This is a genomic window from Phreatobacter sp., assembly GCF_052440005.1.
In the GTDB taxonomy this organism is placed as follows: domain Bacteria; phylum Pseudomonadota; class Alphaproteobacteria; order Rhizobiales; family Phreatobacteraceae; genus Phreatobacter.
The window spans coordinates 1-15,799 of record NZ_JBQVQL010000062.1 but is presented as its reverse complement, the minus strand read 5'-3'; the positions used below and the strand labels follow the sequence as shown (position 1 = coordinate 15,799).

Genomic DNA, 15,799 nt, shown 5'->3' with positions numbered 1-15,799 from the left:
TCTGGTTCGCGGGTCATGCCGCCCGCATTGTCCGCAACTCTATCCGCACGCCTGTCGCTGGCAATGTCCCATGTCGGCATGTCTGGGATCACACGGACACGGGGCCGGTCAGAACCGCGCCGGCGAGAAGGGCGCGATCGGCAGGCTCGCCGGCACCCCCATGACGATTTCCGCCACGAGACGCCCGGTGACCGGTCCGGTGGACAGGCCGATATGGCCATGGCCGAAGGCGAAGACGACATGCGGATGGCGCGGCGCGCGGCCGATCACAGGCAGGCCGTCGGGCGTGGAGGGCCGGGCGCCATGCCAGGGCGCAGGCTCGACACTGTCGCCGATCGCAAGGGTCAGGCGCGCGTCTGTCTCCACCGCCTCGATCTGCCGGGTGTCGGCAGGAGCGTCGCGGCGGGCGAGTTCGACCCCTGAGAGCAGCCGAAGCCCCGCATTCATCGGCGAGACGACGTAGCCGCCACCGGTATCGTGAATGGGGCGCGAGAGCTTGTGATCGCCGGCGTCTGCGAAGTGGCGGTGATAGCCGCGCTCGGCGGCGAGCGGCAGGCGATAGCCCATGGTGCGGGTCAGGTCGTGGGCCGCGGCACCGGCAGCGATCACCACCGTCTTCGCCCGAACCTCCCCGCCTCCCTCGAGCAGGATCTTCGCGCCGTCGCCATCCTCCTCGACGGTCCTCGCCCGCGCCGCGACGAGGGTCGCCCCGCGCTGACCGGCCGCCGCCTCATAGGCCTGGACGAGGGCGCCTGGATCGCGCACCGAGCCCGTCTCGGTGTGCCAGACGGCCTTCGCATAGCGCCGCTTCAGCGCAGCCTCGAACTGCGGCAGCTCGGCGCCGTCGATGACCTCGAAGGCCACCTTGTGCTGGCCAAGGAGCTCGCGCTCCAGTGCGCCGGCAGCGAAGGCCTCCTCGCTGCGATAGAGCTTCACCCAGCCGCGCCGCATGATGAGGTCGCGGGCCCCGATCTCGCCGGCGACGCGCCAGTGCTCGTCGTAGGCGGCGGCGCAGAGCGGATCGAGGGCTGCCGCCGCCTCGCGCCAGGAGGCCTCATTACAGCGGCGCATGAAAGCGATCAGCCAGGGCGCGACAGCGAGCAGCGAGCCATAGTCGACGCGGATGGCCACGTCGCGGTTGAGGGCATAGCGCGGCAGCTTCTTCAGCATGCCGGGACCGGCCACGGGGAACAGCGACCCGCGGGAGATGACGCCGGCATTGCCGTAGCTGGCGGCGTTGCGGATTCCGCCGGGATCGACCAGCGTCACGGTGAGGCCTCGGGCAAGGCAGGCCAGCGCCGTCGCCGTGCCCACCATGCCGCCGCCGACGATGGCGACGTCCGTACGCCCGTTCGTGCCCATGAGCCCCCCGCTCCGTTCTGGCGTCAGCGCACGACTTTCGGATGCCCGCCTTCGCCGAGGTCCCAGTAGAGCCCGGCCATGAGGCCGATGGCCTCGCGAATGAGCGCCGAAGGCACGTGCTCGTTCGGCGCGTGCTGCGAGCACCCGGGATAGGAATGGGGCACCCAGATGGTGGGCATGCCGATGATCTCGGCGAAGACGTCATTGGGCAGCGAGCCGCCGGCATTGGGGATGACCGCCGGCTTCTTGCCCGTCGTCTCGGCGATGGAGGCGGCGGCCCAACGCACCCAGGGATGGTCGGGATCCGTGCGCGTCGCCTTGAAGGCGGCGTCGCGGCCGGACGAGACCTCGACGTCCGGGAAACCGTGGCGGACGAGGTGACGCTTGATGGCGGGGATGAAGCCCTCGGGTTCCGAGCCGACCACGGTGCGGATCTGGCACGTCGCCTTCGCCGACGGAGGCACGGCGTTCTGGGGATTGCCGATGTCGCCGGAGCCGAAGGCCAGAACCTCGAAGGTATTCCAGCCATAGACCTTCTCGGCAGGCGTAAAGCCCGGCTCGCCCCACCAGGCATCGATCTGTGGCCCGCCGGGGATGCTCGCCGGCTCGATGTCGGAGAGAGCGCGCTTCACCGAATCCGGCATGTCCTTCGGCAGAAGTTCATGGACGCGGATCTGGCCGGTCGGGCCGATGATGGTGGTAATGGCATGGGCGAGGCGGATCGCCGGGTTCGACAGCAGCCCGCCCCAGTTGCCGGAGTGATGGCCGCCCTCGCGGGCGTTGATCTCGAGGTCGATGCGGTATCCGCCACGCGAGCCGAGGCAGAGCGTCGGGCGCTCAGCGGTCATGCGTGGGCCGTCCGAGCCGATCAGCACATCGGCGAGGAAGAGTTCGCGGTTGTCCCGGGCGAGGTCGTGCAGGCCGGCGGACCCCACCTCCTCACCCATCTCGATGAGGTAGCGGACGTTGAAGCCGAGCTTGCCGCGCGTCTTGAGCACGCAGCGCAGCGCCTCGATGTTGATGGCGTGCTGGCCCTTGTTGTCGACGACGCCGCGACCGTACCAGGTGTCGCCGGTGTCATCGAGAGTCCAGGGATCGCGGCCCTCCTTCCACTTGCCTTCGAGGCCGGCGATGACGTCGCCGTGGCCGTAGCCGAGCACGGTCACGAGCGCAGGATCCTCGATGCGCTCGGCGAGGAGGAAGGGACCCTTGGCATTGGGGTGGGTCAGGATGCGGCAGGAGAAGCCCATCGATTCCAAAGAGGGCTGCATCTCCTCGGTGAGGTAGCGGGACAGGTCGGGCGCGCGGGCGGGGTTCTGGCTCTCGGTCGGAATGGCGATGCGGCGCGCGAAGATGGCCTTCAGGCTGCCGTCGTCGAACATCTGGTGGGCGGCGTCGATGGCGGAGGCGCGTGTCATGGGAGTCTCTTCGCGGGAGGTATCGGCGGCAGACTAACGCAGGCCGCGGCTTTCACCACGGCGCGGACGGACAGGGTGGCATGCATGGCAGGCCGCCCCGTCCCGCTCTTCGTCGCGTCTCAGGAACGGCTGTCGGGCGCCGTCACGTCGCGCAGGCCATCGCCCATCATGTTGATGGCGAGCACCAGCAGGGCCAGAGCCGCACCGGGGATGGCGATGAGCCAGAAGGAGAAGAACATGAAGTTCTTCGCCTCCGAGATCATCAGCCCCCAGGAGGGCAGCGGGGGCTGCACCCCGAGGCCGAGGAAGGAGAGCGCCGCCTCCAGCAGGATGGCGCTCGCCGCCTCCACCGTGCCGACCACGATGAGGTGCGGCATGACGTTGGGCAGCACCTCCTTGAGGATGATGCGCAACTGGCCGGCGCCGCTGGCGCGCGCCGCCTCGACGAAATCGAGCGAGCGGACCTGCTGGGTGGCCGACCGCATGACGACGGCGAAGCGGTCCCATTTGAGCAGGCCGAGCACGGCGATGACGATGCCGAGCGTGCCGCCGACCATCGCGACCACCGCGAGGGCGACCAGGACCACCGGGAGAGCGAGGCGTGTGGTGATGATGAAGGTCACGACGAGATCGATACGCCCGCCGAAATACCCGGCCGCGAGGCCGAGGGCCGTACCGATGGTTCCCGAGATGACCATGACGGAAATGCCGATGAGCAGCGAAATCTGCGCCCCGTAGAGGGTGCGGGAGAGATAGTCGCGGCCGAGATTGTCGGTGCCGAAGGGATGCAGCCAGGAGCCGCGCTCGTACCAGACGGGCGGCACGAGGCGGTTGTTGAGATCCTGCGCATAGGGGTCGTGCGGCGAGATGAAGGGCGCCAGCAGCGCGATCAGCACGATGATCGCGAAGATGATGGTGCCGATCATCAGGCCCTTGTGCTTCAGCGCCCGTCGCTTGAACCGCGAGGGCGGCACGACGGCGACGGCGACGGGGCCGGTCTGGACGATGTCGCTCATGTCAGCCCACCCTGATCCTGGGGTCGAGCCAGGCATTGACGAGATCGGCGGCGAGCGTCAGCACGACATAGCCGACCGAAAGCAGCATCAGCACCGCCTGGATGACCGGGAAGTCCTTCTGCGAGATGGCCTGATAGGCGAGGTAGCCGAGGCCGTCGAGGGCGAAGACCGTCTCGATGACGATGGAGCCGCCGAGGAGGAAGCCGAGCTGCACGGCGGTGAGCGCCACCACCGGCACCAGGGCGTTGCGCAGGCCGTGCCGCAGGATCACGGTGGATGCCGGCAGACCCTTGGCGCGGGCGGTGCGGATGTAGTCGGCGCCGAGCACCTCGATCATGCCGGCGCGGACCAGACGCATGAAGGGCGGCGTGACGTAGTAGCCGAGAGCCACCGTCGGCATGATGAAATGCTCCCAGCTGTCGGCGCCCGAGACCGGCAGCCAGCCGAGGCCGATGGAAAAGACCATCACGAGGCAGAGGGCGAAGAAGAAGTTGGGCAGTGCCTGGCCCGCCACCGCGATCCACAGGCACAGCCGGTCGATCCAGGAGTTCTGCCAGACAGCCGCCATGACGCCGAGCGGGATCGACAGGGCAAGCGCGAAGGCGATGGCGAGGACGGCGAGGATGAGGGTCGTCTGGATCTTGGTGACGATGAGATCGGCGACCGGGGTGCGGAAATAGAGGGACTGGCCGAAATCGCCCTGCAGGGTGCGGCCCAGCCAGTCGAGATACTGAACCACCAGCGGGCGATCGAGGCCATATTGCTGACGCACCGCGGCGATGTCCTCGGCGCGGGCGCCCTCCCCGGCGATGGCGATGGCGACGTCACCGGACAGGCGGAGCAGCACGAAGGCCAGCGCCGACACCGCCAATGCGACGAGAGCGGCCAGTGCCAGCCGCTTGAGCGTGTAATTGAACATGCGATTTGGCGCCTTGAAGCTGCCGGATCCGGCCGCGGCGCCTCACGCGCCGCAGCCGGACCATAGCATCACTTCCAGCGCATCTCCCAGAAGCGCGGAAGTTCGTCGGGATAGGCGGCGAACTCGAGATCCCTCGCCGCGGCATAGAAGGTGACGAGGTTGTAGAGGGGCACCGAATAGGCCTGCTCCATGATGAGCTTGTGGGCCTCGCGGTAGGCGGCGATCCGCTGCTGCGGATCGGTCACGGAATCACCGCGCTCCAGCAGCTCGATCACCTTGGGGTCGCGCGAGATGTCGTCATCGAGGCCCTTGTAGTAGACCGGCGTCGAGGCCGAGACGTCGTTGATCGAGAAGGACCCCCAGGTCTGGTGGGCCATGCCGGCGCGGTTGGAGCGGATCTGCTCGCGCATCGCCGCATACTGTCCGAAGCGCAGCGTGGCGCGGATACCGACCGCACGCAGGTAGTTGATCATCGCCTCGGCCTGGTTGCGCTCGCGGTAGGAGTGCAGGTCGATGTCGAAGCCGTTGGGGAAGCCGGCTTCCGCCAGCAGTTCCTTCGCCTTGGCCGGGTTGTAGTCGTAGACCGGCACCTGCGAGGCGTCACAGCCGAACTGGGCCGGGAAGCAGATGGCATTGATGATCTGCGAGCCCTCGCCGACCAGCTGGCGCGCCATGGTCTGGCGGTCGATGGCGTGGGCGATGGCGCGGCGCACGCGCAGGTCGCGCAGCTGCGGGGCCGGCGACCGCTCTGTGGTCGCGAAGTTCAGGAAGACGATGCGCATGGTGCCGCCGGAGACGATCTGGAGCGTCGGCACGGCGCGCATCTGCTGGGCCTGGTCGGGGGCGATGTTCATGACGAAGTCGAGGCCGCCGGACAGCATCTCGGCCACCTGTGTCTGGCGGTCGGGGATGAAGCGGATCACGATGCGCTCGATCTGCGGCTGCGGCTTCGGCCCGTCGCGGAAGTAGTCGGGGTTGCGCTGCAGGGTGATGGAGCGGCCGATCTGGTGCTCCACGACCCGGTAGGGGCCCGACCCCACCGGCTTCTCGTTCATGCCCTTGGGGCCGACCTGCTCGTAGTAGGCGGCGGGATGGATGACGATCGGGCCGGCGAGATATTCGATGGCGGCCGGGAAGGGGCGCTTGGTGATGATGCGCACCTTGTGGCTGTCGATCTTCTCCACCCGGTCGATCCAGTTGACGTTGGACTGCGTGGTCGAGCGGTTGGCGGGGTTGGCGACGAAGTTCAGGGTGTAGACGACGTCGTCGGCGGAGAACTCCACGCCGTTGTGGAACTTCACGCCGCGGCGCAGGTCGAGTTCCAGCGTCTTCTCGTCGACCCAGCGCCAGGCGGTGGCGAGCTGGCCCTTGTACTCGTTGGTCCGGGGGTCACGGTAGATCAGCGTGTCCCAGACCTGGTGGGCGATGATCACGCCGATACGGACGTTGTTGAAGAAGGGGTCGACGTTCTCCGGCACCTGGTCATAAGCGAAGCGGATGGTGTTCTGCCGCTTCTGCGCTTCGGCAGGCGCCGCCAGCCCGGCGGCGAGCGCCACGCCCAAAATCATCCCGAAGACACGACGCGTGGACGAAAAAATCATCGTCCCCTCCCTGAAAAGCGAAAAAGATTGCCGGATGCTGGCGCGCCCGCGGCAGTGGAGTCAAGGCGCGAGGGCCAGGAGACGCGGCAGGTCAGGCCTGTCGGCGGGCGATGAAGCGCGCCGCGTCGGCCAGGACGGCAGCCCGCTCGCCGAACGGCGTCAGCCGCACTGCCGCATCGGCGACGAGGCGCGTCAGTTCGTCGCGCGCCCATTGCGGCCCGCGCAGCGATACGAGCGTGCCCTTGCCGCGGGCGGCGTCCTTGCCGGTGGCCTTGCCGGCGAGGGCCGCATCGCCCTCGTGGTCGATGAGATCGTCGGCGACCTGGAAGGCCAGCCCGATCGTTTCGCCATAGGCCACGAGCGCCTGCCGCTCGGCCGACGAGGCGTGACCGAGCACCGCACCGGCGAGGCAGGCGTAGCGGATCAGCGCCCCCGTCTTCATGGCCTGCAGGCGGCGGATTTCGGCCTCGGCGAGGTCGAGCGGCGCGCCGTCACCGAATCGTCCCTCGGCGGCAAGGTCGAGCATCTGGCCGCCTACCATGCCGCCGAGGCCGGCGGCGCGGGCGAGCAGGACGGCGAGTTCGGCGCGCACGGCGGGATCGGCATGGGCGCCGGGCGCGACGACGGTCTCGAAGGCAAGGGTCAGCAGGCCGTCGCCGACGAGGATGGCCGTCGCCTCGTCATAGGCCTTGTGAACTGTCGGCCGGCCGCGCCTGAGGTCGTCATCGTCCATGGCCGGCAGGTCGTCGTGGACGAGGGAGTAGCAGTGGATGAGTTCGAGCGCCGCAGCCGTGGGGAGCGCGTCGCGTGCCGGCACGCCGAAGAGGGCGGCGCATTCGAGGACGAGAAAGGGACGCAGGCGCTTGCCGCCGGCAAGGACGCCGTGGCGCATCGCCGCCATCAGGCGCGGCGGGCGCGCCGTCTCCCCGGGCCGCGCATCGTCGCCGAGCAGGCTTTCGAGTTCGGCCTCCACCAGCCGAGCGGCGGCGGCGAGGCGTTGTTCAAGGGAGAGATCGGACATGGCGGCACCGCCCGGACGGAAGATGGTGCGCGAGCCGTGACGGAGGCGCGGGACCGCGTCAAGGCCGGACGGCTTGCCGGGTCCGGCTCCGCGGATAAAATGACCGCGTCCACCCCCGGGCCCACGACCTTTCATGCACCCTGCCCATCCCCTTCTCGCGGTGCTCTTCTCGGTGATCCTGTCCGGAGCAACGCTCGGCCTGGCGCGCGCCGAAGGCCGTCCGCCCGGCGGCGGCTTCGGGCTCGCGCTTCTGTCTCCCGGCCAGCATGCGGATGTGATGAAGCGGGTGGAATCCTATGCGGTCCTGGAAACCTTCCTCAAGGCCTGCGGCCGGCCGCCAGCGCTGGAAGTGCGGCTGCGCCGTCTGGTACGCGGATGCATCGAGCCGGCAACCGTCAACACCCTGGCGCAGCACTTCCGCCGCGCCGTCGCCGCCCGGGCCCACCACCGCTGGGATTGTGTCTCCTCCAGTGGCCGCCAGATGATCAGCCGCTCGGAAGAGGCGATCCGGATGACGGTCGCGGACGTCACCCGCCTCTGCCGGGTCGCCCGCTAGACCTCATGCCGGCTTGCTCCCTGCCGGATTGACCGTGGTCAGGCGGGGTGATCCGATGCTGGCAAGCCGGACGCTCGATCCGGCGGCCGGGGAGAGAACGATGATGTCCAGACGCATGGTGGCGCTGGGCCTGCTGGCCTTCGTTGCGGGCATGCCCGCCGCCTTGGCGCAGGTGCCGCCCTCAACCGACGACATCGCCGGCTATGGCGGGCTGCATGCGGCAGCCCATCGAGGGGATGTCGCCGCCATCCAAAGGCTGGCGACAGCCGGTCAGGATCTCAATGCCCGTGACGGACGCGGCCGCACGCCCCTTCACGTGGCGGCATTTGCCCGCCGGCATGACGCCATGCGCGCCCTGGTGCAGGCTGGCGCCAATCCCCGGGCTCTCGAGCACCAGCGCTACGACGCCATCACCGTTGCGGCGGTGGCCGACGACATCGAGACCATGAAAGTGGCCATCGCCATCGGCGGCGACCCCAAAGCCATTACGAGCCTCTATGACGGCACGGCGCTGATTGCCGCGGCCCATCTCGGCCACGACAAGGTGGTGGGCGAACTGATCCGCGCCGGCGCGCCGCTCGACCACGTCAACAATCTCGGCTGGACCGCGCTGATCGAGGCCGTGATTCTCGGCCAGGGCGGTCCTCGCCATGTCGAGACGGTCCGCCTGCTCACGGCAGCCGGGGCCCGGCGCGACCTCGCCGACCGGCAGGGCCAGACACCTCTGACTCTCGCCCGAGGGCGTGGATATGCAGCAATGGTCAAGCTGCTGGAATAGCCGCGCTCACCGGCAGCAGTGCCGTCAGGGCGTCTCGGCCGGCTCGGCTGAGGCCTCAGTCGTCCCGGTCTCGCTTGAGGATGGAGAAGTCGACGCTGGAAAGCTCCAGGTCGTACTTGGCCCCGTCTCCGGCGATGGCGTCATCCACCTCGAAGCGGCCGTCGTCGAACTCCACCTTGCCCCATCGCGTAAACCCGGCCTGGCGAAGGCTGGCCTCGATCTGGCGCAGTTCCTCTGCGGTCACTGGCCGGTCGTCGGCCCGGGCCGGTGCAGCGGCGAGGGTGCCGGCGAGGCCGAGCCCCAGGGCGCCCGCAAGGAGGTGGCGGCGTGTCCTGTCAAACATGACGGTCCTTTCCTTTGATGCGTCGGACAACCAACGCAGCGCAGCAAAGGGGGTTGCCACCGGGCGACAGAAGGTCGCGACGGCGCGCGGTCAGGGTGCGGGCGGCGGCAGGTGATGAGCCCAGGTCACGAGAGCCGCCTCACCGGCTTCCGAGAGCCCGTAGATCCCCCGCTCCTGCCGTACGAACCAGCCATAGACGTTGCGCTGGAGGATGGCCGGTGCGTCGGGGGCGAGGCGAGCGAGATCACGCGGGCGGAGCGGGCCGGCAGCGAGAGCCTGCGCCATGGCGAGCGTGCGCTGGCGGTAGGCGGTCATGATGGGGCGACGCGTCGAGCCGCCGGTCGCGGGATCGCCGCGGCGGCGGCGGTGTTCGGCGACGAGGCGCGAGCGGCGCTTGCCGTCGTGCCGCGGCTTCCACGGCACGGGCTCGACGACGACCTCGACGCCGCCCATCGGCAGCACGGAGAGGAGCCCGAAGCCGCAGAACCGGCAGAGCTTCTTCACGCGACTGTCGTGCTCGCGGCCGCGGCCCTTGGCGGAGGCCTTGACCGCCAGCCAGACCTCGTCGGCGGCGGCCGAGCGGTCGACCGCCTGGAGGACCAGTTCCAGGGTGAAGGACTGTTTCAGCTCGCCGATGACGACGGCGGTGGGTTCGCCGTCCCTCAACGCGACGAGGTCGCAGCCCATGATCTCGCCCTTCACGTCGAAGCCGAGGCCTTCGAGGAAGGTTTTGACGGGGAGGTAGAGGGCGGTTTCCAAGGGTGGATGTCCGAGCATTGGATGTTCAGCGGGTAGAGCGGATTCGCAGGTGTGTCGAGGCGCATGCCGCGATCGGCGCGATGCCGACCGTCCTGTTTCTGACAGCAGCCGCCGTCTGGCCGCGCGACACAAGAGAGCATTGTCGGTGCGGGAAACAGGCCGCATGAACCGCCGTCATACCGTCACGGTCGCCCTCTGCTGGGGCCTTGTCTGCCTCGCCCTCGCCTTCGTGGAATGGGCTAGCCTGTCCATGATCGGCTTCCCCGACGGGCATCTCACCGTCTTCGACCGGGAGACCGTAGGTCCGCGACGCGTGCTGCTTGTGCTCTGCGTGGCGCAGGCCCTCCTCATACCGGCGCTGGCCGTGGCGGGCTCCTTTCGAAGAGCGTCCGCACTCACCCTGGCAATCCTCGCGGCAGCTCTGCTGGTCGTGGCGCCGATGGTCGCACTGCCGGGCTGTCCGGGATCGCCCGCCTGCCGCGCCGCCTACCAGGAGCTGACCGGACGGGTGCTCGACCACGGGATCGGCGGCTGAGCAGGCTCAGGGGCCTTGCCCATCCGCGCCATCACCGATGCACCCGCCTTCATCAAGCGCAAGCAAGCGTCCGTTAGCCAATCCTCCGGGTTGTCTTCCATTTCGATAGTCGCCTTAAGGTGGCATCAACCCGCGACGACCAGCCTGTCCACGTACGGAGGCTCACCATGGCGTGGTTCGGTCGCACCATCACGAGGCAGCGCTATGGAATCGGGCTGGTCACCCGTATCGCCATTCTCATGGCGCTGACCGCTGGCTTTCCCTACCTCGTCTACTTTGTGGCTTCGAGCGCGGGGCGCGGTATAAGTGGTGCCGGTGGGGCCATTGCGCTGGTCATGGGCATGTATCTCAAGCCCCTCATCTATGTCGCCTTCGCCCTGTCCCTGATCCGACCAGCGGCGCGGCGCGCCCGTACGTTGGAGATGACGATCCTGGTCGGCCCGCTGATCGGCTTCGTGGTTCTGGCCGATCTCGCCTTCGGCACCCTGCTCTTCAACCACTGGAGCGTTGCCTTCTCGCTTGGCTTCGTCGGCCCCATGCGCATGCCAATTCCCTGGCTGCTTGTTGCGGCGCTGATCGTGCTGATCACCCTCGCGGTGCTTGCAGAGCGAGACGACCTGTCGGCACGCGAGCGTTTCGGCGTCGCCTATCCGATCTGGCTCGGCCTCGTGGCCTTGGCGGCGTTGCACGGCTTCGTGCTGATCATGATGGTCCTCAGCTTGGGCATGGGGATCGCGCCGCGCCGGCTGGTGACGCTGGCCTGGCTGACGAACTCGCTGCCGCGCATGCCGCTGGCGATTGCCGTCATGGCAGCCTCCCTGTGGCTGATGGTCGCCGACCGGCTGTCCGGCGGCCCGGGTTCCCGGGCGGCTGACACACCAACTCCGACCCGTCCCCCTGCCGCGGCCGGTCCCCGCGGAGCCCCGAGGGCGGCATTCGGCCTGCGCAGGGCATAGTTCGCGCCTCTTTCCTTGACTTTCCGCCCCGTCCCCTCTATCCGCACCCCACTCTCGCTCATCCGAGACCTGCCTTCGCCGACCGGGACCCGATCCCGGAGGTTCCCGCCCGACAGCGCAGCATGCGCCCTCGGGCGCGAAACGCGTTGCGGTCCGGGATGTCCGGGACCATTTTCGGGGCACCCCGGAAATGAATGGTGGAGCGATCATGTTCGAAGGCCTGTCGACACGACTGTCCGGCATCCTCGACCGCCTCAAGGGCCGCGGCGCGCTGAGCGAAGCCGATGTCCAGGAGGCGATGCGCGAGGTGCGCCGCGCCCTGCTCGAGGCCGACGTGGCGCTCGAGGTCGTCCGCTCCTTCACCGACAAGGTCCGCGACCGCGCGGTCGGCGCCGAGGTCATCAAGTCGGTCACCCCCGGCCAGATGGTCGTCAAGATCGTCCACGACACGCTGGTCGAGACGCTGGGCACCGAGGGCGTCGCCATCGACCTCCAGGCCGTGCCGCCGGTGCCGATCATGATGGTCGGCCTGCAGGGCTCCGGCAAGACGACCACCACCGCCAAGCTCGCCAAGCGCCTCTTCGAGAAACAGAAGAAGAAGGTGCTGATGGCCTCGCTCGACACGCGGCGCCCGGCCGCGATGGAGCAGCTCGCCATCCTCGGCAAGCAGATCGGGGTCGACACCCTGCCGATCGTCGCGGGCCAGTCGCCGGTGCAGATCGCCCGGCGCGCCATCGAGGCCGGACGCCTCGGCGGCTACGACGTGGTGATGCTGGACACCGCTGGCCGCACCCATGTGGACGAGGCTCTGATGGCGGAGGTGGCCGAGGTCGAGAAGGCCGCCGGTCCCCACGAGACCCTGCTCGTCGTCGACAGCCTCACCGGCCAGGACGCCGTGAACGTCGCGCGCTCCTTCACCGGCCGCGTCAAGGTCACCGGCGTGGTGCTGACCCGCGTCGATGGCGACGGCCGCGGCGGCGCCGCCCTCTCCATGCGCGCCGTCACCGGCAAGCCGATCAAGCTGCTCGGCACGTCCGAGAAGATGGACGGGCTGGAGGACTTCCATCCCTCGCGCATCGCCAACCGCATCCTCGGCATGGGCGACATCGTCTCGCTGGTCGAGAAGGCGGCGGAATCGATCGATGCCGAAAAGGGCATGGCGATCGCCAAGCGCATGCAGTCCGGTCAGTTCAACCTGAACGACATGGGCGACCAGCTCGACCAGATGATGAAGCTCGGCGGCATGCAGGGCCTGATGGGCATGCTGCCCGGCGTGAAGAACATGCAGAAGCAGCTGGCCGGCGCCGTCGACGACAAGGCGATCAAGCGCCAGCGCGCCATCATCCACGCCATGACCCCCTGGGAGCGCCGCAACCCCAAGGAGATCGACGGCAAGCGTCGCCGTCGTATCGCCCGCGGCTCCGGCACCAATCCGGAGGAGGTCAACAAACTCCTCAAGATGCACCGCGGCATGGCCGACATGATGAAGGCCATGGGCGGCCCCGGCGCCAAGCGCGGCCCCATGGCGGGCCTCGCCAACATGTTCGGCCTCGGCGGCGGCGGCATGCCCCAGCCGACCCCGGAAATGCTCGCCGAACTGCAGCAGAAGATGCCCGGTGCTTTGCCCGACAAGATGCCGTCGCTGCCCCCCGGCGGACTGCCGCCGGGCTTCCCCGGCCTCGGCGGTCTCGGCGGAGCCAAGCTCCCCGGCCTTCCCGGCTTTCCCTTCGGCAAGAAGAAATAGCCGGCCCCCTTTCACCCCATCCCGATCATCACGAACGACCCAACGGAGTATCCCATGTCGCTCAAGATCCGCCTCGCCCGCCGCGGCACCAAGAAGCGCCCCTTCTACCAGATCGTCGTCGCCGACTCGCGCTCGCCGCGCGATGGCCGCTTCATCGAGAAGATCGGCACCTACAACCCGATGCTGTCGAAGGACCAGAAGCGCTTCGAGCTCGACGCCGAGGCCGCCAAGGCCTGGATCGCCAAGGGCGCCCTGCCGACGGATCGCGTCGCCCGCTTCTTCGATGCCGAGGGCCTGATGAAGCGCACCGCCTCGAACAACCCGGAGAAGGCCGTTCCCGGCAAGAAGGCCGAGGAGCGCGCCGCGTCGAAGGCCGCCAAGGCCGCGAAGGCCGCCGAAGCCACCGCCGAGTGACGTGCTGACCTCCTCCGTGCAGGGCGACCTGCACGGAGGCCTGACGTCCTCCGAGGCCCCCCATGTCCACCGACCTCGTCCTCGTCGCCAAGTTCGGCGCCCCCCATGGGGTGCGGGGAGAGGTGCGCGTCAAGTCCTACACCCAGGACCCCGCGGCGATCCTCGACTACTCCCCGCTGCAGTCACGCGACGGCCGCCTCTATACGGTCACGAACGTGCGTCCGGCGGGCGAGGTGCTGGTCGCCCGCATCGCCGAGCTGACGGACCGCACCGCGGCGGAGGCGGTCACCAACATGCAGCTCTTCGTGCCGCGGGACCGCATTCCCCCCGCCGACGACGAGGACGAGTTCCTCCATGCCGACCTGATCGGCCTGAAGGTCGAGACGCTCACCGGCGAACCCGTCGGCACCGTCACCGCCGTCTATGACTTCGGCGCCGGCGACGTCATCGACGTGGCGCGCAAGGGCCAGAAGGCGGTGATGATCCCCTTCACCAAGACCGTCGTCCCCAGCGTCGACATCGCCGGCGGCCGCATCGTGATCGACCCGCCCGAGGGCCTGCTCGAAGAGACGCCGCGCGACCCTGAAGACCGCGACTGAGGTCTGATGTTCCGCGCCTCGGTCCTGACCCTCTATCCCGAGATGTTTCCCGGCCCCCTCGGCCTGTCGCTGGCCGGCCGGGCGCTGGGCGGGGCCTGGAGCCTCGACACCCATTTCATCCGCGACTTCGCCACCGACCGCCACCGCACCGTGGACGACACCCCGGCGGGGGGCGGGCCGGGCATGGTGATGAAGGCGGACGTCCTCGCCCGCGCCATCGACCACGCCTCCCCGGAAGGCGACCCCCGCCCCCGCCTCTACATGTCGCCGCGCGGCCGGCCCCTCACGCAGGGCTTCGTGCGGGAGCTCGCCGCCGGCCCCGGCGCCGTCATCCTCTGCGGCCGGTTCGAGGGCGTCGACGAGCGGCTCATCGCGGCGCGCGGCCTCACCGAGGTCTCCATCGGCGACTACGTCCTCTCCGGCGGGGAGCTCGCCGCCCTGGTCCTGCTCGACGCCGTGGTGCGGCTCCTGCCCGGCGTCATGGGCCATGCCGAGAGCGGCACCGAGGAGAGCTTCGAGACCGGCCTCCTGGAATATCCGCACTACACCCGGCCGCAGGTCTTCGAGGGCCTGACGATCCCCGAGATCCTCGTCTCCGGCGACCACGCCAGGATCGCCCGGTGGCGCCGCGCCGAGGCCGAGCGCATCACGCGGGAGCGCCGGCCGGACCTCTGGGCGAAGCGCGAGGGGTGAGGCCGACATCCTCGCCCTCTCCGTCATGGCCGGGCTTGTCCCGGCCATCCACGACTTGAACACCGCCCTTGGAGGAATTCGTGGATGCCCGGGACAAGCGCGGGCATGACGGGTGAGGAAACGACAGGGACCGCGCCGTCCCTCAATCCCCTCCCGGCCCCAGATTCCGCGTGACAATCCCTCCCGTTTCGACTATCGAGCCGCCTTCCGGCGGGCAGACGCCCATCCTCGGAACCAAGACCAACAAGATGCCGGCAAAGCCCGGCCACAAGGACCAAACCGATGAACCTGATCCAGACCCTCGAGGCCGAAGAGGCCGCCCGCGTCCTCGGCGACAAGAAGCTGCCGAACTTCGCCCCCGGCGACACCGTCATCGTCAACGTGAAGGTCCGCGAAGGCGACCGCTCCCGCGTCCAGGCCTATGAGGGCGTCTGCATCGCCCGCTCCGGCGGCGGCCTGATGGAGAGCTTCACCGTCCGCAAGATCTCCTATGGCGAGGGCGTCGAGCGCGTCTTCCCGGTGCACTCCCCGATCATCGACTCCATCAAGCTGGTGCGCCGCGGCAAGGTCCGTCGCGCGAAGCTCTATTACCTGCGCGATCGCCGCGGCAAGTCGGCCCGTATCGCCGAGCGCGTCGACCGCTCCGACAAGGCCTGAGCCTTCTCGCCATCGCTGGACTTCCGGAACGGGGCCTTCGGGCCCCGTTTTGCATGCCGGGGGACCGGGCGCGGCAGGCGCTGCCAGAGCGCGCCGAGCTCGATGAGATAGGCGAGGCGCAGGGCCATGAGCTCCTCGCCCTCGGGCAAGGCGCCGGCATAGAGACGGCTGGTGCAGGTCTCGATCAGCCGGCAGCAGCGGGCGCGGCGGCAGGCCTTGCGCCGGCAGAGGAGATGGGCGCCCTCGGCGCTGTGCAGATGGCGGCGGATGGCGCGGCTCTCGTCGGGGGTCATGGGGTGCCTCGGGGGTTTTCTGGTGAGAGGCTGGCGCGAAAACCCTCTCCCCTCGTGGGAGAGGGTGCCCGCGTCCGCGGGCGGGTGAGGCGTGACGCGCGGCACCGCCTCCGCAGGCACACCCCACCTCTCCCC

General features: G+C 69.1%; 18 protein-coding genes. 9 read left to right on the top strand and 9 right to left on the bottom strand.

All coding sequences use genetic code 11. The features are described from left to right. Nucleotides 1–108: 108 nt before the first annotated feature. The 6 genes from ACT6XY_RS15360 to ACT6XY_RS15335 all read right to left on the bottom strand — a co-directional run bounded on the left by ACT6XY_RS15360 (nt 109) and on the right by ACT6XY_RS15335 (nt 7,337). A complete protein-coding gene (locus ACT6XY_RS15360) occupies nt 109–1,362 on the bottom strand; it encodes an NAD(P)/FAD-dependent oxidoreductase (RefSeq protein ID WP_444749201.1) in 1,254 nt (417 codons plus the stop codon). Between the two features lie 23 nt (nt 1,363–1,385). Beyond that, the gene (locus ACT6XY_RS15355; protein WP_444749200.1) at nt 1,386–2,780 is read right to left on the bottom strand and encodes a M20 family metallopeptidase; all 1,395 of its coding nucleotides are present in this window, start codon (nt 2,778–2,780) and stop codon (nt 1,386–1,388) included. 119 nt (nt 2,781–2,899) lie between these two features. Next, the gene (locus ACT6XY_RS15350; RefSeq protein WP_444749199.1) at nt 2,900–3,796 is read right to left on the bottom strand and encodes an ABC transporter permease; all 897 of its coding nucleotides are present in this window, start codon (nt 3,794–3,796) and stop codon (nt 2,900–2,902) included. A gap of 1 nt (nt 3,797) precedes the next feature. Next, nucleotides 3,798–4,715 (bottom strand): ABC transporter permease, encoded by a 918-nt coding sequence (locus ACT6XY_RS15345; RefSeq protein ID WP_444749198.1) that lies wholly within the window; start codon nt 4,713–4,715, stop codon nt 3,798–3,800. 68 nt (nt 4,716–4,783) lie between these two features. Then, complete coding sequence (locus tag ACT6XY_RS15340; protein WP_444749197.1) at nt 4,784–6,271, bottom strand: ABC transporter substrate-binding protein; 1,488 nt, start codon at nt 6,269–6,271, stop codon at nt 4,784–4,786. 136 nt (nt 6,272–6,407) lie between these two features. Next, a complete protein-coding gene (locus tag ACT6XY_RS15335; RefSeq protein WP_444749196.1) occupies nt 6,408–7,337 on the bottom strand; it encodes a polyprenyl synthetase family protein in 930 nt (309 codons plus the stop codon). Between the two features lie 133 nt (nt 7,338–7,470). Between ACT6XY_RS15335 and ACT6XY_RS15330 the strand changes: the two genes are divergently transcribed. Next, nucleotides 7,471–7,893, top strand: coding sequence for a hypothetical protein (locus tag ACT6XY_RS15330; RefSeq protein WP_444749195.1), 423 nt, complete (start codon nt 7,471–7,473; stop codon nt 7,891–7,893). 100 nt (nt 7,894–7,993) lie between these two features. Further along, the gene (locus ACT6XY_RS15325; RefSeq protein WP_444749194.1) at nt 7,994–8,671 is read left to right on the top strand and encodes an ankyrin repeat domain-containing protein; all 678 of its coding nucleotides are present in this window, start codon (nt 7,994–7,996) and stop codon (nt 8,669–8,671) included. 55 nt (nt 8,672–8,726) lie between these two features. Here the strand turns inward: ACT6XY_RS15325 and ACT6XY_RS15320 are convergent, their stop codons facing one another. Together ACT6XY_RS15320 and ACT6XY_RS15315 are read right to left on the bottom strand one after the other, a co-directional pair. Next, nucleotides 8,727–9,014, bottom strand: a complete 288-nt coding sequence (locus ACT6XY_RS15320; protein WP_444749193.1) for a PepSY domain-containing protein — start codon at nt 9,012–9,014, stop codon at nt 8,727–8,729. A gap of 90 nt (nt 9,015–9,104) precedes the next feature. Beyond that, complete coding sequence (locus ACT6XY_RS15315) at nt 9,105–9,773, bottom strand: DUF2161 domain-containing phosphodiesterase (RefSeq protein ID WP_444749192.1); 669 nt, start codon at nt 9,771–9,773, stop codon at nt 9,105–9,107. Between the two features lie 163 nt (nt 9,774–9,936). Here ACT6XY_RS15315 and ACT6XY_RS15310 point away from each other — a divergent pair, with 163 nt between their 5' ends. The 7 genes from ACT6XY_RS15310 to rplS all read left to right on the top strand — a co-directional run bounded on the left by ACT6XY_RS15310 (nt 9,937) and on the right by rplS (nt 15,371). Continuing rightward, nucleotides 9,937–10,308: a hypothetical protein gene (locus ACT6XY_RS15310; RefSeq protein ID WP_444749191.1), complete on the top strand. Its 372-nt coding sequence runs from the start codon at nt 9,937–9,939 to the stop codon at nt 10,306–10,308. A gap of 167 nt (nt 10,309–10,475) precedes the next feature. Next, nucleotides 10,476–11,264, top strand: coding sequence for a hypothetical protein (locus ACT6XY_RS15305; RefSeq protein WP_444749190.1), 789 nt, complete (start codon nt 10,476–10,478; stop codon nt 11,262–11,264). A gap of 208 nt (nt 11,265–11,472) precedes the next feature. Next, on the top strand, nt 11,473–13,008 hold the full coding sequence (gene ffh / locus ACT6XY_RS15300) for a signal recognition particle protein (RefSeq protein WP_444749189.1): 1,536 nt from the start codon (nt 11,473–11,475) through the stop codon (nt 13,006–13,008). A 54-nt stretch (nt 13,009–13,062) separates the two neighbouring features. Further along, nucleotides 13,063–13,422: a 30S ribosomal protein S16 gene (gene rpsP / locus ACT6XY_RS15295; protein ID WP_444749188.1), complete on the top strand. Its 360-nt coding sequence runs from the start codon at nt 13,063–13,065 to the stop codon at nt 13,420–13,422. Nucleotides 13,423–13,484: 62 nt separating this feature from the next. Beyond that, nucleotides 13,485–14,021: a ribosome maturation factor RimM gene (gene rimM, locus ACT6XY_RS15290; RefSeq protein WP_444749187.1), complete on the top strand. Its 537-nt coding sequence runs from the start codon at nt 13,485–13,487 to the stop codon at nt 14,019–14,021. 3 nt (nt 14,022–14,024) lie between these two features. Further along, on the top strand, nt 14,025–14,714 hold the full coding sequence (gene trmD / locus ACT6XY_RS15285) for a tRNA (guanosine(37)-N1)-methyltransferase TrmD (RefSeq protein WP_444749211.1): 690 nt from the start codon (nt 14,025–14,027) through the stop codon (nt 14,712–14,714). A 282-nt stretch (nt 14,715–14,996) separates the two neighbouring features. After that, nucleotides 14,997–15,371 carry a 50S ribosomal protein L19 gene (gene rplS / locus ACT6XY_RS15280; RefSeq protein WP_444749186.1) on the top strand — a complete coding sequence of 125 codons (375 nt, stop codon included), beginning with the start codon at nt 14,997–14,999 and terminating at the stop codon, nt 15,369–15,371. Here the strand turns inward: rplS and ACT6XY_RS15275 are convergent. Next, a complete protein-coding gene (locus ACT6XY_RS15275; protein ID WP_444749185.1) occupies nt 15,302–15,664 on the bottom strand; it encodes a hypothetical protein in 363 nt (120 codons plus the stop codon). The genes rplS and ACT6XY_RS15275 overlap by 70 nt on opposite strands. Nucleotides 15,665–15,799: the final 135 nt, after the last annotated feature.

Bases quoted from the DNA above. Each gene is read 5' to 3' on its own strand.
- ACT6XY_RS15360 (WP_444749201.1), bottom strand. From the start codon at position 1,362: ATGGGCACGAACGGGCGTACGGACGTCGCCATCGTCGGCGGCGGCATG.
- ACT6XY_RS15355 (WP_444749200.1), bottom strand. From the start codon at position 2,780: ATGACACGCGCCTCCGCCATCGACGCCGCCCACCAGATGTTCGACGAC.
- ACT6XY_RS15350 (WP_444749199.1), bottom strand. From the start codon at position 3,796: ATGAGCGACATCGTCCAGACCGGCCCCGTCGCCGTCGCCGTCGTGCCG.
- ACT6XY_RS15345 (WP_444749198.1), bottom strand. From the start codon at position 4,715: ATGTTCAATTACACGCTCAAGCGGCTGGCACTGGCCGCTCTCGTCGCA.
- ACT6XY_RS15335 (WP_444749196.1), bottom strand. From the start codon at position 7,337: ATGTCCGATCTCTCCCTTGAACAACGCCTCGCCGCCGCCGCTCGGCTG.
- ACT6XY_RS15330 (WP_444749195.1), top strand. From the start codon at position 7,471: ATGCACCCTGCCCATCCCCTTCTCGCGGTGCTCTTCTCGGTGATCCTG.
- ACT6XY_RS15325 (WP_444749194.1), top strand. From the start codon at position 7,994: ATGATGTCCAGACGCATGGTGGCGCTGGGCCTGCTGGCCTTCGTTGCG.
- ACT6XY_RS15320 (WP_444749193.1), bottom strand. From the start codon at position 9,014: ATGTTTGACAGGACACGCCGCCACCTCCTTGCGGGCGCCCTGGGGCTC.
- ACT6XY_RS15310 (WP_444749191.1), top strand. From the start codon at position 9,937: ATGAACCGCCGTCATACCGTCACGGTCGCCCTCTGCTGGGGCCTTGTC.
- ACT6XY_RS15305 (WP_444749190.1), top strand. From the start codon at position 10,476: ATGGCGTGGTTCGGTCGCACCATCACGAGGCAGCGCTATGGAATCGGG.
- ffh (WP_444749189.1), top strand. From the start codon at position 11,473: ATGTTCGAAGGCCTGTCGACACGACTGTCCGGCATCCTCGACCGCCTC.
- rpsP (WP_444749188.1), top strand. From the start codon at position 13,063: ATGTCGCTCAAGATCCGCCTCGCCCGCCGCGGCACCAAGAAGCGCCCC.
- rimM (WP_444749187.1), top strand. From the start codon at position 13,485: ATGTCCACCGACCTCGTCCTCGTCGCCAAGTTCGGCGCCCCCCATGGG.
- rplS (WP_444749186.1), top strand. From the start codon at position 14,997: ATGAACCTGATCCAGACCCTCGAGGCCGAAGAGGCCGCCCGCGTCCTC.
- ACT6XY_RS15275 (WP_444749185.1), bottom strand. From the start codon at position 15,664: ATGACCCCCGACGAGAGCCGCGCCATCCGCCGCCATCTGCACAGCGCC.